Source organism: Massilia sp. LXY-6 (assembly GCF_051233485.1).
Lineage (GTDB): Bacteria > Pseudomonadota > Gammaproteobacteria > Burkholderiales > Burkholderiaceae_D > Telluria.
Genome location: NZ_JBKFGF010000012.1, coordinates 105,358 through 123,013 on the forward strand (window position 1 = coordinate 105,358; position 17,656 = coordinate 123,013).

Genomic DNA, 17,656 nt, shown 5'->3' on the forward strand with positions numbered 1-17,656 from the left:
ATTGTGCTAAATCAAAGAAATCTGTGGTTTGTCGACCGCACTTACTTTTTGTTATTGCGCAGACGGCTCAACAGGGCCTCGACGTTGTCGCCAGCGGGGATGCCGTGGCGGCGCAGCAGTTGCACGTGCAGTACCAGGTTTTCGAGCACGAGCTTGGCGGATACGGCGAGCAGGGTCATCAAACGGTCTTCGGTGCTGAACTTCTCCAGCGACGCCGCCATCTCGCACAAATGGTTGGCAACCAGTTCGCGCAGCTCGTCTTCGGGAAAGGGGAGATCGGCGAAGTCGATCGGGTCTTCCTGCTCGACTTCGCGCATCAGGGCGGCGAGGTGTTCCGGCTTGATTGGCATGCGTGGCTCCGTGGTTGTCCTGGAATCATTCTAGGACAGGGCAGCGCGTATCGCCCACGGAATTGAGCAAACACAAACCGGGGTCAGACTCCGAAATTTGGCAATATCTGCAGCGATATTTCCAAAAATCGGAGTCTGACCCCGGTTTGAACAAAAACAAGGCGGACTGGGGGCCGCCTTGACGCTTACATATTCCGGCGATACTGCCCGCCGACTTCGAACAGCGCGGTCGTGATCTGGCCCAGCGAGCACACGCGTACGGCGTCCATCAGGCGCGCGAACACGTTGTCGTTGTCGATCGCGGCTTGCTGCAGCGCTGCCAGGGCGGCCGGTGCCTCGGCGGCGTGGCGCTGGTGGAAGGCTTCCAGGCGTGTCAGCTGCGACTGCTTTTCGTCGTCGGTCGAACGGGCCAGCTCGATGGTGGCCGGAGCGTCCGCACCTTTCGGATTGCGGAAGGTGTTCACGCCGATGATCGGGAGGCTCCCATCGTGCTTCTTGTGCTCGTACAGCATCGACTCTTCCTGGATCTTGCCGCGCTGGTAGCCGGTTTCCATCGCGCCCAGCACGCCGCCGCGCTCGGCGATGCGCTCGAATTCCTGCAGCACCGCTTCCTCGACCAGGTCGGTCAGCTCGTCGATGATGAACGAACCCTGGTTCGGGTTCTCGTTTTTCGCCAGGCCCCATTCGCGGTTGATGATCAGCTGGATCGCCAGCGCGCGCCGCACGGATTCGTCGGTCGGCGTGGTGATCGCCTCGTCGTAGGCGTTGGTGTGCAGCGAGTTGCAGTTGTCGTAGATCGCGATCAGCGCCTGCAGCGTGGTGCGGATGTCGTTGAAGTCGATTTCTTGTGCATGGAGTGAACGGCCCGAAGTCTGGATGTGGTACTTCAGCTTCTGGCTGCGGTCGTTGGCGCCGTACTTGTCGCGCATCGCCACCGCCCAGATGCGGCGCGCCACGCGGCCCAGCACCGTGTATTCCGGATCCATGCCGTTCGAGAAGAAGAACGACAGGTTCGGCGCGAAGTCGTCGATGTGCATGCCGCGCGCCAGATACGCTTCGACAAACGTAAAACCGTTCGACAGCGTGAATGCCAGCTGCGAGATCGGGTTCGCGCCCGCTTCGGCGATGTGGTAGCCCGAGATCGACACCGAATAGAAATTGCGCACCTGGTGCTGCACAAAATATTCCTGGATGTCGCCCATCACCTTCAGCGAGAACTCGGTCGAGAAGATGCAGGTGTTCTGGCCCTGGTCTTCCTTCAGGATGTCGGCCTGGACCGTGCCGCGCACGTTCGCCAGCACCCATTCCTTGATCTTGGCGGCTTCGTCGGCACTTGGTGCGCGGCCGTTCTGCTGCGTGAACTTGTCGACCTGCTGGTCGATGGCGGTGTTCATGAACATCGCGAGGATAGTCGGGGCAGGGCCGTTGATCGTCATCGAGACCGAGGTGGACGGGCTGCACAGGTCGAAACCGTCGTACAGCACCTTCATGTCGTCGAGCGTGGCGATCGACACGCCCGAATTGCCGACCTTGCCGTAAATGTCGGGACGCAGGGCCGGATCGGCGCCGTACAGGGTGACGGAATCGAAGGCGGTCGACAGGCGTTTCGCCTCCATGCCGGTCGACACCAGTTTGAAGCGGCGATTCGTACGGAAAGCATCGCCTTCGCCGGCGAACATGCGGGTCGGGTCTTCGCCTTCGCGCTTGAACGGGAATACGCCGGCCGTGTAGGGGAAAGCGCCGGGGACGTTTTCCAGCATCAGGAAGCGCAGGATTTCGCCATGGTCTTCGTACTTCGGCAGGGCAACCTTGCGGACCTTGTTACCGGATAGCGTAATTTGCACCAGCTTGGTGCGAATTTCCTTGTCGCGGATTTTCACCACATGCTCGTCGCCGGCATAGGTGGCTTGCAACTGCGGCCAGGATGCGAGCAGAGTCTTGGCCTCACCGTCCATGGCGTTGTCGCGTTCGGTGATCAGGTCGTCGAGCACCACTTCACGGTTGGCGGCCGCCAGCATGCGCTTGGTCTCGCTGAGCTGCTGGCGCTCGCGCGCCAGTTTCACCTGCTTACCCGTGTTGCGGTGGTAGCCGCGTACGGTATCGGCGATCTCGGCCAGGTAGCGGGTGCGCGCGGGCGGCACGATCACATTCTTGCCGCTCGAGTATGTCTGCGACGGCTTGGGCAGCTTCGGCGCTTCCGTTTTCAGGCCGAGTTCGCTGAGCGCCGGCAGTAGGCCGTGGTACAGCGCGGTGACGCCGTCGTCGTTGAAGCGCGAGGCCTGGGTGCCGAACACCGGCATCTCGTCGGGCGACTTGCTCCACAGTTCGCGGTTGCGCTGGTACTGTTTCGCCACGTCGCGCAGCGCATCCTGGGCGCCCTTGCGGTCGAATTTATTGATGGCAATAAAATCGGCAAAGTCCAGCATGTCGATCTTCTCGAGCTGGGAAGCGGCGCCGAATTCCGGGGTCATCACGTACATCGACAGGTCGACGTGCGGCACGATCGCCGCATCGCCCTGTCCGATGCCCGAGGTTTCGACGATCACCAGATCGAAGCCGGCCACCTTGCAGGCGGCGATCACTTCCGGCAGCGCCTGCGAGATCTCCGAGCCGGCTTCGCGCGTGGCAAGCGAGCGCATGAAGACGCGGGATTGACCGTTCCACGGATTGATCGCGTTCATGCGGATGCGGTCGCCGAGCAGGGCGCCGCCCGACTTGCGGCGCGAGGGGTCGATCGAGACCACCGCGATGTTCAGGCGGTCGCCCTGGTCGAGGCGGATGCGGCGGATCAGCTCGTCGGTCAGCGAGGATTTACCGGCGCCGCCGGTACCGGTGATGCCGAGGACTGGCACCTTCAGGCCTTCGGCGCTGTCCATGATCTGCTTGCGCAGTTCATTGGTGGCTTTACCGTTTTCCAGCGCGGTGATCAGCTGGGCCAGCGGGCGGTGGCGCTGTTCGATCGCGCCGTTCTGCAGCGGTTCCAGGCTGGTCGGGGCATAAGTGGAAAGGTCGATGTCGCAGGCTTCCAGCATCGAGCGGATCATGCCGACCAGACCCATGCGCTGGCCGTCTTCCGGGCTGAAGATGCGCGTCACGCCGTAGGCATGCAGTTCCTCGATCTCACTGGGGACGATCACGCCGCCGCCGCCGCCGAACACCTTGATGTGCGCACCGCCGCGCTGGCGCAGCAGGTCGATCATGTACTTGAAATATTCGACGTGGCCGCCCTGGTAGCTGGAGATGGCGATGCCTTGCACGTCCTCGGCCAGGGCTGCGGTGACGACTTCGTCGACCGAGCGGTTGTGTCCCAGGTGCACGACCTCGGCGCCGTTCGATTGCAGGATGCGGCGCATGATGTTGATCGAGGCGTCATGGCCGTCGAACAGCGAGGCTGCGGTCACGAAACGCACTTTGTTGGCTAGCTTCGCTTGTTCAGGCAGATCGAGCTTGGCGGCGGGGGTGATGTCGTTCATGGTGTTCCTTGAGATTGCGGAAGCGAACAGGAGTTCTTGGTACGTTATATGACGTTAACGTAAACGTCAAGAATGCGGGGCAAGGTCGCCCGCGTGTCGGGGATCCATGCTGAGTATGCAGGTATGCTGCTTCAGCATGGATCCCCGCCTGCGCGGGGACGACGGATCAGGCGGCGCGCTTCTTGACGTTGCCGTTCAGCAGCTCTTCTTTGCGCGCACGGTACTCGGCCACCGCCTTTTCCTTCACATGCCCAAAGCCGCGGATCTGTTCCGGCAGAGAAGCCAGCTCGACCGCGTTCGCATGATTCGACGCATCCAGCGAGCGCAGCACGCCTTCGATCATCCCACGATACTCAGTGATGAGGGCGCGCTCCATCTTGCGTTCGGCCGTGTAGCCGAAGAGGTCGAAGGCGCCGCCGCGCAGGCCTTTCAGCTTGGCCAGCAGTTTAAAGGCGCTCCACATCCACGAGCCGAACTCGGCTTTCACCAGGTGGCCCTTGGCATCCTTCTTCGCGAACAGCGGCGGCGCCAGGTTGAACTTCAGCGAGAAATTGCCTTCGAACTGGGCCTGCAGCTGCTCGACGAAGCGGCCGTCGGTGTACAGGCGCGCGACTTCGTACTCGTCCTTGTAGGCCATCAGCTTGAACAGGGATTTCGCTACGGCCATCGACAGCTTGTTGCCCAGCTTGTGGGCACCCTCGGCGGCGCGCACCTTGGCGACCAGCTCGGTGTACTGGGCGGCATAGGCGGCATCCTGGTAGCCGGTCAGGAACTCGACGCGCTTCTTGATGACGCTGTCCAGGCTCTGCGGCATCTGCATGATGATAGCCTGGGCCGGGGTCGCGGTGTTTTCCACGCGCTTGAGGTCCACGGCGGCGCGGCGGCCCCACAGGAAGCTGCGCTTGTTGGAACCGACGGCCACGCCGTTCAGTTCGATGGCGCGCAGCAGCGAGGCTTCCGACAGCGGAATCAAGCCCTTCTGCCAGGCGTAGCCCATCATGAACAGGTTGGCGGCGATCGAGTCGCCCATCAGCGAGGTCGCCAGTTTGGTCGCATCGATGAAGTCCACGCCCGATTCGCCACCCACCGCCTCAAGAATCAGCGAACGCACCTGCTCGGCCGGGAACTCCCAATCCCGCTGCTGGGCGAAGGTGCCGGTCGGCTGCTCGTGCAGGTTGACCACGACGGTGGTGCGGCCCGGGCGCATCTTCGAGATCGCGTCCGATGCGCCGGCGGTCAGCATGTCGCAGCCCAGCACCAGGTCTGCTTCGCCGGTGGCGATGCGCTGGGCGCGCAGGCGCTCCGGCGTTTCCGCGATCTTGACGTGCGAAGTCACCGAGCCGTTCTTCTGGCTCATGCCGGTCATGTCCAGCACCGACGCGCCCTTGCCTTCGAGGTGGGCGGCCATGCCCATCAGCGCGCCGACGGTGATCACGCCGGTGCCGCCGATACCGTTGATCAGGATGTTGTACGGCGCTGCGATCGAGGGCAGCGTCGGCTCGGGCAGCAGGCCCCAGCCATCGTCCGTGCCTTCTTTGGCGACGCCGGCCTTGTTCTTGCGGAGTGTCCCGCCTTCGACGGTGACGAAGCTCGGGCAGAAGCCCTTCGTGCACGAATAATCCTTGTTGCAGGACGACTGGTCGATGGCGCGCTTGCGGCCGAATTCCGTCTCCTTCGGCAGGATAGCGACGCAGTTGGACTGCACGCCGCAATCGCCGCAGCCTTCGCAGACGGCCTCGTTGATCACCATGCGCTTGTTCAGGTCCGGAAATTCTCCCTTCTTGCGGCGGCGGCGCTTCTCGGCGGCGCAGGTCTGGTCGTAGATCAGCACCGTCACGCCCGGCAGTTCGCGCAGCTCGCGCTGGACATCGTCCATGTGCTTGCGGTCGTGGATCGTCACCAGTTCCGGCAGGCTTGACCGGTCTTCATAGCGGGATAAATCTTCGGTGACGAGGGCGATGCGCTTCACGCCTTCGGCCGCCATCTGCTGGGCGATCAGCGGCACCGAGGTGATGCCGTCGACCGGCTGGCCGCCGGTCATCGCGACCGCGTCGTTGTACAGGATTTTATAGGTGATGTTGACCCTGGCCGCGACCGCGGCGCGGATCGCCAGGTAACCGGAGTGGAAGTAGGTGCCGTCGCCCAGGTTCTGGAACACGTGCGGCACCTTCGAGAACGCGGCCTGGCCGATCCAGGGCGCGCCTTCGCCGCCCATGTGGGTGGTCAGCTTGTTCATCTCCGGGTAGATCGAGGTCGCCATCACGTGGCAGCCGATGCCGGCCAGCGCGAACGAACCGTCCGGCACCTTGGTCGAGGTGTTGTGCGGGCAGCCGGAGCAGTAGAAGGCCGGGCGGAACGGGGTCGTGACGGCCTTCATCAGCACCGCGTCCTTCGCTTCCAGGAAGGCCAGGCGCGCTTTAATGAGCTCGCGGGTGCGCTGGTCGAGGTTCAGGCGGGCGATGCGGCCGGCGATCACGCGCGCGACCTGCGCCACCGAGAAGTCGGCCTTGGGGGGCAGCAGCCATTCGCCGCGCGGCGCGACCCACTCGCCCTTGTCGTCGAACTTGCCGACCACGTGCGGCCGGACGTCGTCGCGCCAGTTATACAGTTGTTCCTTGAGCTGGTATTCGACGACCTGGCGCTTTTCTTCGACCACCAGGATCTCGTCCAGGCCCTGCGCGAATTCGCGCACGCCTTCCGGCTCCAGCGGCCAGATCATCGCGACCTTGAACAGGCGCAGGCCGACCTGGGCCGCCATCGCTTCGTCGATGCCCAGTTCTTCCAGCGCTTCCAGCACGTCCACATACGATTTGCCGGAGGCGATGATGCCGAGCTTGGCGTCCGGGCTGTCGATGGTGACGTGATTCAGCTTGTTCTCACGCGCGTAGGCCAAGGCCGCGTAGATCTTGTAGTCCTGCATCAGCGCTTCCTGGGTGCGTGCCTGCTGGCCCAGCGGCACCGAGGACAGGCGCGCATTCAGGCCACCTTCCGGCATCGCGAAGTCCTGCGGCAGCTTGACCTCGACGCGGAACGGGTCGGCATCGACCGAGGCGCTCGATTCGACCGTGTCGGCCAGCGCCTTGAAGGCCACCGCCAGGCCGGAGAAGCGCGACATCGCCCAGCCGTGCACGCCCAGGTCCAGGTATTCCTGCACGTTCGACGGATACAGCACCGGAACCATGCAGGCAGCAAAAATGTGGTCGGACTGGTGCGGCAGGGTCGAGGAATAGGCGCCGTGGTCGTCGCCGGCCACCAGCAGCACGCCGCCGCTTTTCGCGGTGCCGGCGTGGTTCATGTGTTTAAAAACGTCGCCGCAGCGGTCCACACCCGGGCCTTTCGCGTACCACATGGCGAACACGCCGTCGTATTTGGCGGGGCCGATCAGGTCGACCGTCTGGGTGCCCCACACGGCGGTCGCGGCGAGATCCTCGTTCACGCCCGGCACGAATTGGATCTGCTTCGCTTCCAGGTGGCCCTTGGCCTTCCACAGGTTCTCGTCCAGCCCGCCCAGCGGCGAACCGCGGTAGCCCGACACGAAGCCGGCCGTGTTCAGGCCCGCCTGTTCGTCGCGGATCTTCTGGATCATCGGCAGGCGCACCAGCGCCTGGATCCCGGACAGGAAGATCTTGCCGGAGGTGGCGGTGTACTTGTCGTCGAGGCTGACGTCTTTGAGCCGGTCCGGCGCTCCGGAGACGGGAAGGGAAGGCGAGGCAGGCGAGGCGGGCGCAGGCGCGCCCTGGCCCATGGTGGTGTCAGGCATGGTGTCTCCAAATGGTGTTCAGATGGGCTGGCTTCAGGCTTCGCGCCGGGTAGGCACTGGCTGGGGCGGGCCGGTTAACGCTTTTTTAGCTTTGGCCTGAAGTGTAGAGACAAGCTGACGTATACGGAAATACGGAATGGGGATGGGGGTATAAGAAAAAACGATGGCCCCTTGGCAGGGCTCAGGCCACGCCCAGCGTGCGCGCGCCGATCCAGGCGCCGCTGGCGCACAGCTCCGTGGCGACCTGCGCGACCAGGCGCCCGACGGCGGCGGCGGCGTTCGTCAGCGGGATATTTTTCGACGCGCACAGCACCACCGTGCGCGAGATCGCCGGGCTGTGGATCGAGAGCGCACGCATGGCGCCGCGCTCGACTTCCGCCAGTACCGGTGCGACCGGCAGAATGGTGCCGCCCATGCCGGCCAGGATCGCCGACTTCAGGATTGCGATCGAGTTGATTTCGATGACCTCATGCGTGTGCAGGCCGGCGGCGCGCGCGGTGCTTTCGATGCGCGGACGAACGCCATGCTGCAGGCCGGGCAGGATCAGGGTCGTGTCGAGCGCTTCCGCCAGGCTCAGGCTGTCGCGTCCTTCGGCCCAGGGCGCGTCGAGGCGGCAGATGAAGCGCAATTCTTCCTCGACCAGGGGCGTGGTGGCGAAGCTGGCCAGCTGGCCGTCGTCGAGTAGCACGGCAAGGTTGACGCGGCCCGAGCGCAGCTGCTCGGCCAGGTTGCCGGTCAGCTCTTCCGTCAGTTGCAAGGTGATTTCCGGATAGCGCCGGCGGATCGCGGTCAGCAGGGGCAGGGCCAGCGCCCCCGAGATACTGTGCGGCAGGCCGAGGGTGACGCTGCCGGACGGCCGTTCGGCCGATTGGACCACGGCCGCCTGGGCATCCGCAACCTGTTTCAGGATCGCCAGCGCGTGCTCGTAGAATACCTTGCCGGCATCCGTGCTGAGCACGCCTTGCGCCGAGCGGTGCAGCAACTGGACACCGAGTTCGTCCTCCAGCTGTCGCAGCTGCTGGGTCAGCGCCGGTTGGGCGACGTGCAGCACCAACGCAGCGCGCGACAGCGAACCGTGATCGACGATGGCGACGAAGTAACGGAGTTGGCGAAGTTCCATTGAGAAATAGGCGTATCTTTAAGGATACATAATTTGTAAATAAATTAACGCAAGGCAACATGCTGGCTGAACAGTTGCTATACTGAAGACGCGCCGAAACGCGGCGAGATTAACACACCCCGTCCTTTCCCCATGCTGAAGAAAATCGATTCCTCACAGCTCCGCGTGGGGATGGCCATCCACGACCTCGATTGCGGCTGGATGGAACATCCCTTCGTGCGCAACCGTTTCGTTCTGAGCAGCGACGCTGAAATCCGCAAGATCCTGGGCGCCGGCATCCGCGGCGTGATCATCGATTGCGGCAAGGGGCTGGACGTGAGCGATGCGCCCACCGTGGAGGAGGCGGAAGCGGTGGTCGAGGCGGAAGTGGCGGCAATCGCGGCCAAGCCGGTGGCGCCGCTGCGCGTCGCGCTGGCCGAGGAATTCGACCGTGCCGTCGCGATCCGCCGCCAGGCCGCCGGCCTGGTCCGGACCGTGATGCAGGATGCGCGCCTGGGCAAGGCGGTCGAGATGGACAAGGTGTCGCCGGTGGTCGAGAACATCACCGCGTCGATCCTGCGCAATGCCAGCGCCTTACTGGGTCTTTCGTACATCAAGAGCAAGGACGATTACACCTTCCTGCATTCGGTCAGCGTGTGCACCCTGCTGGTCGCCTTCTGCCGCTCGCGCAAGATGGACGACGACACCATTTACCAGGCCGGCATCGGCGGACTGCTGCACGATACGGGTAAAGCCCTGGTCCCGGACCATATCCTGAACAAGCCGGGGCGGCTGACCGACGAGGAATTCGAGGTGGTGCGCCGCCATCCGCGCGACGGCTACGCGATCCTGCGCCGTTCGCCGGAGATCGGCCCGATCCCGCTCGACATCACGCTGCACCATCACGAACGGCGCGACGGCACCGGTTATCCGGACCGCCAGGCCGCCGACCAGATCAGCGAGCTGGCGCAGATGGCCGCCATCGTCGACGTCTACGACGCGATCACGGCCGACCGCTGTTACCACAAGGGCATGCCGGCGGCAGAAGCCCTGCGCAAGATGTACGAGTGGAGCAAATTCCACTTCAATCCTACGCTGACCCAGGAGTTCATGCGCTGCGTCGGCATCTATCCGGCCGGCACCCTGGTGCTGCTGGAATCGGGCCGCCTGGGTGTGGTGGTCGAGCCGCACGAAACGAGCCTGCTCACGCCGAAGGTCAACGTGTTCTTCAGCACCAAGAGCCAGACCTATATCAAACCGGAAACCGTCGACCTGTCGCGTGGCCTGGGCTTCGGCGGCGGCGACAAGATCGTGCGCCACGAATCGCCCGAGAAGTGGAAGGTCGATCCGCTGCGCTTCATGGCGTTGGCGGCGTAGAACCCTAGAAGAATTCGGCGGTGTCGTTCGAGGTCACCGCCTGCAGCATGCCGTGCGAGACCAGGTCGTCGTAGTGGCAAGCCTGGTTGCGGCCATTGCTCTTGGCGTAGTACAGGGCCTGGTCGGCATGGCCGAGGGTTACCACCGGCGATTCGTAGGCGCTGATGCTCACGAAACCGACACTGACCGTGACCCGGCCCACCTGCGGGAACTCGTGGTTCTCGACGTTGGTGCGGAACCGTTCGATGATCTTCCAGGCGTTGTCCAGGGTGGTCGAACGCAGCAGCACGACGAATTCCTCGCCGCCGAAGCGGAACACGCGGTCCTGCACGCGAAAGGATGACTGCAGCAAGTTGGCGATCAGGATCAGCACCTCGTCGCCGTACAGGTGGCCGAACTTGTCGTTGACGGCCTTGAAGTGGTCGACGTCGACCACTGCCAGCCACTGCTTTTCCGGACCGTGCGGCTGGCGCCGTTCCGCCAGGCCGGGCAGGCGCGGGTCCTGCTCGTGGGCGCTGTGCAGCATGCGCGCCAGCTGGTCGTCGAAGGTTTTGCGGTTGAGCAGGCCGGTCAGGGAATCACGCTCGCTGTAGTCCAGCAAGTTCTGGAAATTGCGGTAGACGCCGACGATGCCGCCGACGGTATGAATGGTATCGCTGCAGAAGGGCTTGTCGTTGCGCAGTTCCAGGCAGGTGCTGGCCGTGTCGCCGAACCAGATCGGCAGCCACAGGGTGCGGCTGCCGTCGGCGCCGCAGGCTTCCGCACTGGCGCGGTGTTCTGCCAGGCAGCGCGCCAGTTCCGGACTCAATGGCTCGCCGAGGGCACCGTCAGGCGCGTCTTCCAGGCGGGCTTCGCCGCCGGCATGGATCGCCGCGCGCGCACGCAGGTATTGCTGTCCAGCGACGGTGGCAATGCTCAGAATGCGCGTCTGCGCGGCGCCGGCCAGTTCCTGCACTGCCGAAATCACGGAAATGTCGAGCATCGCGTGATCCCGGTGGCCGGTCATGTCCACCATGTGTTTCAGAAGCGAATCCATGTCGTTCTCAGCAATGTAATCCACCGACCTGCAAGCCAGCAGGTATCTGGCATGTCACAAAGAGCAAGCGAAACAGAATATAGCTTTTTTGCATTCTAAGCAATTATGCAAAAGCAATTTTTTTCTTTCTCAAGGGATTTTCTCAAGGAGAAGGGCGATCCATGCCATGAAGCGCGGAAAGAATGATGCCGTTCGACAAAAAATAGTGCCCACTGGAAAACTTGCGTGCAGTCAACTTGCCGTACGGCATCATCTTTTACAGTGAACTTACTGGCACGGAACGCGGAGCAGTCAGCCGCGAGAAGCAAGGCAAGCAGTACTTCCGGCCAGGGCTGTATTTACTAACCTACCATATGGAGTATGTCATGAGTAACTTTATCTCTGCAGTGAAAGCTTTCGCCGCTGACGAGAACGGTGTGACCGCCATTGAATATGGCTTGATCGCCGCGCTGGTCGGTCTCGTGGTTGCCGGCGGGGCAACCACTCTCGGCCAGGACATTTCGAAGGCCTTCACCGACATCGGAACGAAGCTGACGGACGCGGTCTCGCCGGCTGCCCCGGCCACCCCCGGCTGATAGCGGCTGTAACCCTCCGAGCCAGTGGCCCGGAGGGTTTTTTCATTCCGAGGATAGTATGCCGATCGAACAGTACCTGAGCGCGGCCCTGCTGCTACTGGTGAGCATTGCGGCCGTCAACGATCTGGGAACGCGCCGTATTCCAAACCGCCTGCTACTGGTCGGAATGGCCGTCGCCTTGCTGCTCTACCTGTTGTCCCCCACGCCTGGCGAACACCTGCTGACCGCGCTTGGCGGCATGGCCTTGGGATTGGCGGTGTTCCTGCCGTTTTACCTGCTGCGAGGCATGGCCGCCGGGGACGTCAAGATGATGGCCGTGGTGGGTTTTTTCACCGGCCCCGCTCAAGTGCTGGAGATCGCCGTGCTGAGCTGGTGCGCCGGTGGCGTCATGGCCCTGCTGCTGGTGCTGGCGCATGGGCAGCTGCGCTCCGTCCTGGGCAATATCCGCCGCATATTGCTTCGCGCAATGACACCGGGCGCCGGAGTCATTGTCCCGGCGCAGCAAACCAGCGTCGGTTCGATGCCGTATGGCCTGGCGATCGCAGCCGGTACGGTCATCGCGCTGGTCCGGCATTACGGATGAGTCTGTCTTTAGCGAAACGCAAGTGTGGCCGGAGGGCGGTCGCTAGAATCAATTCCCACCTGCTTCGGAAAACATGTCAGATCTAGGGGGTTCCGATGTTCGAAACACTATCGACAGACAGTACCGCGGCGCCGCGCGCCGTGCAATTCGCTCCCCCTGCGGGCGGCCCGGAGATCGTACCGCTGCTTCCGCGCCAGGCGAAAACCGTGCGCGATACCGGCCTTGAGTCGCGCTTCGTCGCCGACCTGGTGCTCAAGGCGATCCAGGCCAGCGGCAAGGTCCCGCTCGCAGTCCTGGCCGGCAAGCTGCGCCTGTCGATCAGCGTGCTGCGCGAAGTGCTCAATCCACTGATCGCGGAGCAGCAGATCGAAGTCGCCTGGTGCGGCGACTCCGAAATCGATATGCAGTACCAGCTGACCACGATCGGCCAGCGCGCCGCGGCCGATGCGCTGGCACGCTCCCGCTATGTTGGCCCGGCCCCGGTCACGCTGGCTTCGTACCGCGCCGTGGTCGAGCGCCAGGCGCTGTGCCACGCCGGCGCCGAACGCGTCACCCCGGCACAGCTGGCCGCTGCCCTGGGGGAGAGCGGCCTGACACTGGCTGCACGCGAGGTGCTGGGCGCCGCCCTGTACGCACGCCGCTCGCTGCTGCTGCACGGCCCTTCCGGCAGCGGCAAGACCCAGCTGGCCCGCAGGCTTGCGCAGCTGCTGTCCGGTCCGATCGCCGTACCTTACGCGCTGATTGTCGGGCGCCAGGTGATTCGCCTGCATGAGCCGACGCTGCATCTTGCCCCGCCCCCGCCCCCGCTTGCACGCCAGCAGGACGAGCGCCGCAGCTGCGATGCGCGTTGGACCGTCTGCGGACGCCCGCTGGTACACGTCGGCGCGGAACTCGGCAAGGACGCACTCGACCTGCGTTACGACGCCGAGGAAGGCGTCTACCATGCGCCGCCGCACCTGCAGGCCAACAACGGCATGCTGGTCATCGACGACGTCGGACGGCAGCGCATCCCGGCCGGCGAACTGCTCGACCGTTTCATTGCCCCGCTCGACGCCGGCGTCGACCAGCTATCGCTGCAGGGAGGGAAGGTTGAGGTGGTGCCATTCGATGTCGTCCTGGTGTTCGCCACCAACTTGGCGCCCTCCACCGTGTTCGACGATGCAGCGCTGCGCCGCATCGGCTACAAGGCCGAGATCGGAGCATGGTCGGCCAGCACCTACCGCGCCTTGCTGCGGCGCCAGTGCCGCATGCGCCGCATCGAGTACGACGACGGCGCAGCGAATTACCTGATCGAGGAACTGCACCCGCAATCGAATCGCGAATTACTGGCCTGTTACCCGGACGAGCTGCTCGACCGGATTGCCGACTTTGCCGGTTTTGCCGGGACCGAACCGCGACTGACTGTCGCGGCGGTCGAGCAGGCCTGGCGCAGCATGTTCATTGCCAGCAAGCTGGAGGCCTAAATGAAGAACAAGCGCGCATTTGTCGTGATGGGAATCGCCATCCTGTTCGGCTTGGCGGCCGTGGTATTCGCATCGCGCTGGCTGTTGAACCAGCCTACCGGCGCCAGCGGCCGCATTGCCGTCGCCAACGCCGATATCGGCCTTGGACAGCGGCTGTCGCCCGAGATGTTCAAGCTGGCCGAGTGGCCGACCGAGAGCATGCCCAAGGGGGCGTTCATCGATCCGCAAAAGCTCACCGGCCGGGTCCTGAAAACCAACCTGCTGATGGGCGAGCCGGTCAGCGAAGCGAAACTGGCGCCGTCCGGCACCCTGGGCGGTCTGTCGGCCCTGATCAGCGAAGGCAAGCGGGCGATTACGGTGCGCGTGAACGATGTGATCGGCGTGGCCGGCTTCGCGCTGCCAGGTAATTACGTCGACATCATCGTCAGCACGCAGAAGGAGCTACAGCCCGGTTCCAACGCACACGAACAGAGCATCTCGAAAATCGTGCTGGAGCGGATCCTGGTGCTGGCGGTCGCGCAGGAAGTCAATCGCGACGAGACCAAGCCGAAGGTGGTCAACGCCGTCACGCTCGAAGTCACGCCGGAGCAGGCCGAGAAGCTCGACCTGGCGCGCAGCGTGGGCACGCTGTCCCTCGCGCTGCGCAATCAGGTCGATCCGCAGTCCGCCAGTACCGAAGGCGCTACCAAGCAGACCTTGCTGCCGCCGCCGCCGCCGGCCCAGCCCAAGCCGGTCCCGGCAGTGCGTCCGGTCGTGGTGAAGACTGCTGCGCCCGTGCGTCGTGATTGCGTCTCTGTACTCAACGGTCTGCGTATGACGCAGGAATGCTTCTGAACCTGTCCAGGGTAATGCCATGAACGGATGCCTGATGCACAAACCGATATTCCGCTGCCTGCTTGCGACTGGCCTGGTCATTGTTGCTGCCGGTCCCGCATTTGCCGCCAAACCGATCCAGGCCGGAGATAACCCGGGCCAGCCTGCGCCGGTGCGTACGGAGCTCGGTCCGCACTGCCAGGGCGAGGCAGCGAAACCCGCCCAGCTGGCCCTGCAGCTTGGCAAGTCCAGCCTCATGCGGCTGCCGGAGCCGGTACAGCACCGCAGTGTCGGCAATCCAGCGGTGGTACAGGCGCTGCTGGTGGCACAGGATACGCTGTACATCGCCGGGGTCGACGTCGGCAGCACCAACATGATCGTGCAGGGGAAGAGCGGCCTGTGCAGCGTGCTCGAGATTACGGTGGCGATGGATGCGGCGCCGTTGCAGGCCACGCTCGCCGCGGCCATGCCGGAGGAACGCGACATCAAGGTGCTGGCCGCGGGCGATACGCTGGTGCTGAGCGGCAGCGTCAACGATGCCGGTGCCGTAGCGCACGCGATCGCATTGGCCAACGCCTATGTGCGCCGTCCGTTGCGCGCGCTGTCGGTGTCGGACAAACAGGATACGGCCGGGAACCAGGGCACCGGGGCGGCGGGCGCCGGTGCCGGCTCCCGCGTGGTCAACCTGTTGACCGTCAGCTCTCCGCAGCAGGTGCAGCTGGAAGTGAAGGTTGCCGAAGTCTCGAAGTCCCTGCTTGAGCGCCTGGAAGCCGGAACCTCGTGGCACTTCGGCTCCGGCAGCTGGGCAACGACCCTGGTATCGAATTTTCTTACCGGTACAGCCCACAGTTCGCTTTCTGCGTCCAAATCCAACGGCAACAGTCTGGCGGGTGCAGCGGACAAGCAGGACAGCCTCGTGCGCGTGCTGGCCGAACCGAACGTCATGGCGATCAGCGGCCAGGAAGGCATGTTCCTGGCGGGAGGCCGGTTCTATATACCGGTGGCGCAAGATAACAACCGCGTGAGTTTGGAAGAGAAGGAATTCGGCGTCGGCCTGCGCTTTACCCCGACCGTGCTGTCCGGTGGACGCATCAATCTGCGCGTGGCGCCCGAGGTCTCCGAACTGTCGCGTGAAGGCGTCGGCTTGTCGGCCAACGGTGTTTCCGGCACGGCGATCCTGCCGGTCGTGACCACGCGGCGCGCCAGTACCACCGTCCAGTTGTATGACGGCCAGAGTTTCGCGATCGGTGGCTTGGTCAAGAACAATCTGGTGACCAGCCTCAAGGGCCTGCCGCTCTTGAGTGAAGTACCCATCCTGGGAGCGCTGTTTCGCAGCACCGATTACCAGCAGGATCGTACCGAGCTGGTGTTCGTGATCACGGCCCGCCTCGTCAAGCCGCTGCCGGGCGCCGGCTACGAACTGCCGACCGACAAGGTGGGCGCACCCTCGCGCGCTGCGCTGATGCTCGGCGGGCGGCTGGACGGTCCCGCGCCGGAGACGACGACCGCGGTGGCTTCGACGCCGGCGCCGGTCTCGCGTCCGTCGCAGAGCGCGGCCGGTTTCGAACTGAAATAAGGAGAACGCAATGTCCATCCGACGTCATCCGCTCCTGCTCGCCGCCGTATTGGGGACGCTGTTGCAGGGCTGCAGCTCGAGCCCGCGCTTCAATGACCATTTCGGCGCATCGGTGCGCGCCAACCTGGCCGCCCAGGTCATCGAACCGGCGGCGGCCGCCAACACGAACCCTGCACACGGCGTGGACGGCACTGCCGCCCTCGCGGCCCAGGAACGCTATCAGCGTTCGTACAAGGAAAACGATACCAGCGACAGCCAGCCATTGATCAGCACGAGCCGTGGTAAATGACGCTGCGCCCTCCGTCCTGGCCCTGCGCTGCATTACCCGAACCTGGCATGGACTTGCTAGAACGCCGTCCCGAGGAACCCGATGAAAGCCCTCCTGATCAGCCGCGACACCCAGCTTTACGCGGAGATCGCCTCCCAAGGCGCGGCGCGCGTACCGCCGCTGAACGTTTCCGCCAGCCGCGTCAGCCTGCGTGATGCGCTCGACCGCCCGCTGTCCGAGAATCCCAGTGTGGTCGTCGTCGACACCAGCGAAGCGGACGCCGCGGACGGCGATCTTCTCGAACGCCTGACCCGCCACTACGCAGCAGCGCATTTCATGCTGCTGACCGACAACCACCATCCCGAGCTGCTGATCCGCGCCATGCGCGCCGGCGTGCGCGAAGTGCTGCCGCTGCCGCTGGTGCACCGCGCGCTGCACGAGGCGATCGACCGTATCGCCGCCACTGCCGGCGTGGCCTCGGCCCGGGACGGCAAGGTGCTCGCCTTCATTTCCTGCAAGGGCGGCAGCGGCGCCACCTTCATATCGACGAATTTCGGCTATGCGCTGGCGACGCTCGCCGACAAGAAGGTGCTGCTGATCGACCTGCACCGCCAGTTCGGCGACGCGACCCTGTATGTGTCGGACCAGAAGCCGGCCATGACGCTGTCGGACGTGTGCCAGCAGATCGCCCGCATCGACGGCCCCTTCCTGGAATCCTGCCTGGTGCATGTGGCCCCCGGCTTCGGCGTGCTGGCCGCCGCCGACGACCCAGGGCAGACGGTCGAGGCCAAGCCCGAGCACATCGACATCATCCTGCGCGTGGCGCGCCAGCACTACGACTACATCCTGCTGGACGTCGGCCGCCAGATCGACGCCGTCTCGCTGCGCGCGCTCGACACCACCGACGCGATCTACCCGGTGCTGCAGCTGGCGCTGCCCGATATCCGCGACGCGCGCCGCCTGCTGGACATCTTTCGTTCGCTCGGCTATGTCACCGACCACGTCCGCCTGATCGTCAACCGCTACGAGAAGGGCGGACGGCTGCGCCTGCAGGACCTGCACGCGGCGCTCGGCGCCGAGGTGCTGCATACGGTGCCCAACGATTACATCGCCGTCACCGACTCGGTCAACCAGGGTATCCCGGTGCTGCAGCTGTCACGCGGCAGCGCCGCCGCGCGCAGCCTGGCCGATCTGGTCGAGGTGGTGACTGCCCGCCGCGTGGCCGAATCGAAAGGCCTGTTCGACCGCCTGTTCGGACGCGGCGAAGGCGATGACTGATATTT

13 protein-coding genes are annotated in these 17,656 nt (G+C 64.3%); 8 read left to right on the plus strand and 5 right to left on the minus strand.

Translation table 11 applies throughout. The features are described from left to right. Positions 1-41: 41 nt before the first annotated feature. The 4 genes from ACI48D_RS07160 to ACI48D_RS07175 form a co-directional block, all read right to left on the minus strand. Positions 42-350: a hypothetical protein gene (locus tag ACI48D_RS07160; protein ID WP_435570530.1), complete on the minus strand. Its 309-nt coding sequence runs from the start codon at positions 348-350 to the stop codon at positions 42-44. A 185-nt stretch (positions 351-535) separates the two neighbouring features. Beyond that, on the minus strand, positions 536-3,823 hold the full coding sequence (gene icmF, locus ACI48D_RS07165; protein WP_435570531.1) for a fused isobutyryl-CoA mutase/GTPase IcmF: 3,288 nt from the start codon (positions 3,821-3,823) through the stop codon (positions 536-538). A 166-nt stretch (positions 3,824-3,989) separates the two neighbouring features. Next, positions 3,990-7,583: an indolepyruvate ferredoxin oxidoreductase family protein gene (locus tag ACI48D_RS07170; RefSeq protein WP_435570532.1), complete on the minus strand. Its 3,594-nt coding sequence runs from the start codon at positions 7,581-7,583 to the stop codon at positions 3,990-3,992. Positions 7,584-7,764: 181 nt separating this feature from the next. Further along, on the minus strand, positions 7,765-8,703 hold the full coding sequence (locus ACI48D_RS07175) for a LysR substrate-binding domain-containing protein (RefSeq protein WP_435570533.1): 939 nt from the start codon (positions 8,701-8,703) through the stop codon (positions 7,765-7,767). Between the two features lie 132 nt (positions 8,704-8,835). Between ACI48D_RS07175 and ACI48D_RS07180 the strand changes: the two genes are divergently transcribed. Continuing rightward, positions 8,836-10,059, plus strand: coding sequence for an HD-GYP domain-containing protein (locus ACI48D_RS07180; protein WP_435570534.1), 1,224 nt, complete (start codon positions 8,836-8,838; stop codon positions 10,057-10,059). A 4-nt stretch (positions 10,060-10,063) separates the two neighbouring features. Here ACI48D_RS07180 and ACI48D_RS07185 read toward each other — a convergent pair whose 3' ends face one another. Beyond that, positions 10,064-11,095, minus strand: a complete 1,032-nt coding sequence (locus tag ACI48D_RS07185; protein ID WP_435570535.1) for a GGDEF domain-containing protein — start codon at positions 11,093-11,095, stop codon at positions 10,064-10,066. Positions 11,096-11,316: 221 nt separating this feature from the next. On the opposite strand from ACI48D_RS07185, the gene ACI48D_RS07190 reads away from it, so the two are divergent. The 7 genes from ACI48D_RS07190 (at position 11,317) to ACI48D_RS07220 (ending at position 17,651) form a co-directional block, all read left to right on the plus strand. Further along, positions 11,317-11,670 (plus strand): Flp family type IVb pilin, encoded by a 354-nt coding sequence (locus ACI48D_RS07190; protein ID WP_435570536.1) that lies wholly within the window; start codon positions 11,317-11,319, stop codon positions 11,668-11,670. Between the two features lie 58 nt (positions 11,671-11,728). Beyond that, a complete protein-coding gene (locus tag ACI48D_RS07195; RefSeq protein WP_435570537.1) occupies positions 11,729-12,253 on the plus strand; it encodes an A24 family peptidase in 525 nt (174 codons plus the stop codon). 95 nt (positions 12,254-12,348) lie between these two features. Then, on the plus strand, positions 12,349-13,716 hold the full coding sequence (locus ACI48D_RS07200; protein WP_435570538.1) for an ATP-binding protein: 1,368 nt from the start codon (positions 12,349-12,351) through the stop codon (positions 13,714-13,716). After that, the gene (cpaB, locus tag ACI48D_RS07205) at positions 13,717-14,550 is read left to right on the plus strand and encodes a Flp pilus assembly protein CpaB (RefSeq protein WP_435570539.1); all 834 of its coding nucleotides are present in this window, start codon (positions 13,717-13,719) and stop codon (positions 14,548-14,550) included. A 34-nt stretch (positions 14,551-14,584) separates the two neighbouring features. Next, positions 14,585-16,105, plus strand: coding sequence for a type II and III secretion system protein family protein (locus ACI48D_RS07210; protein ID WP_435570540.1), 1,521 nt, complete (start codon positions 14,585-14,587; stop codon positions 16,103-16,105). A gap of 10 nt (positions 16,106-16,115) precedes the next feature. Then, positions 16,116-16,394: a hypothetical protein gene (locus ACI48D_RS07215; protein WP_435570541.1), complete on the plus strand. Its 279-nt coding sequence runs from the start codon at positions 16,116-16,118 to the stop codon at positions 16,392-16,394. 81 nt (positions 16,395-16,475) lie between these two features. Continuing rightward, the gene (locus ACI48D_RS07220) at positions 16,476-17,651 is read left to right on the plus strand and encodes an AAA family ATPase (protein WP_435570542.1); all 1,176 of its coding nucleotides are present in this window, start codon (positions 16,476-16,478) and stop codon (positions 17,649-17,651) included. Positions 17,652-17,656: the final 5 nt, after the last annotated feature.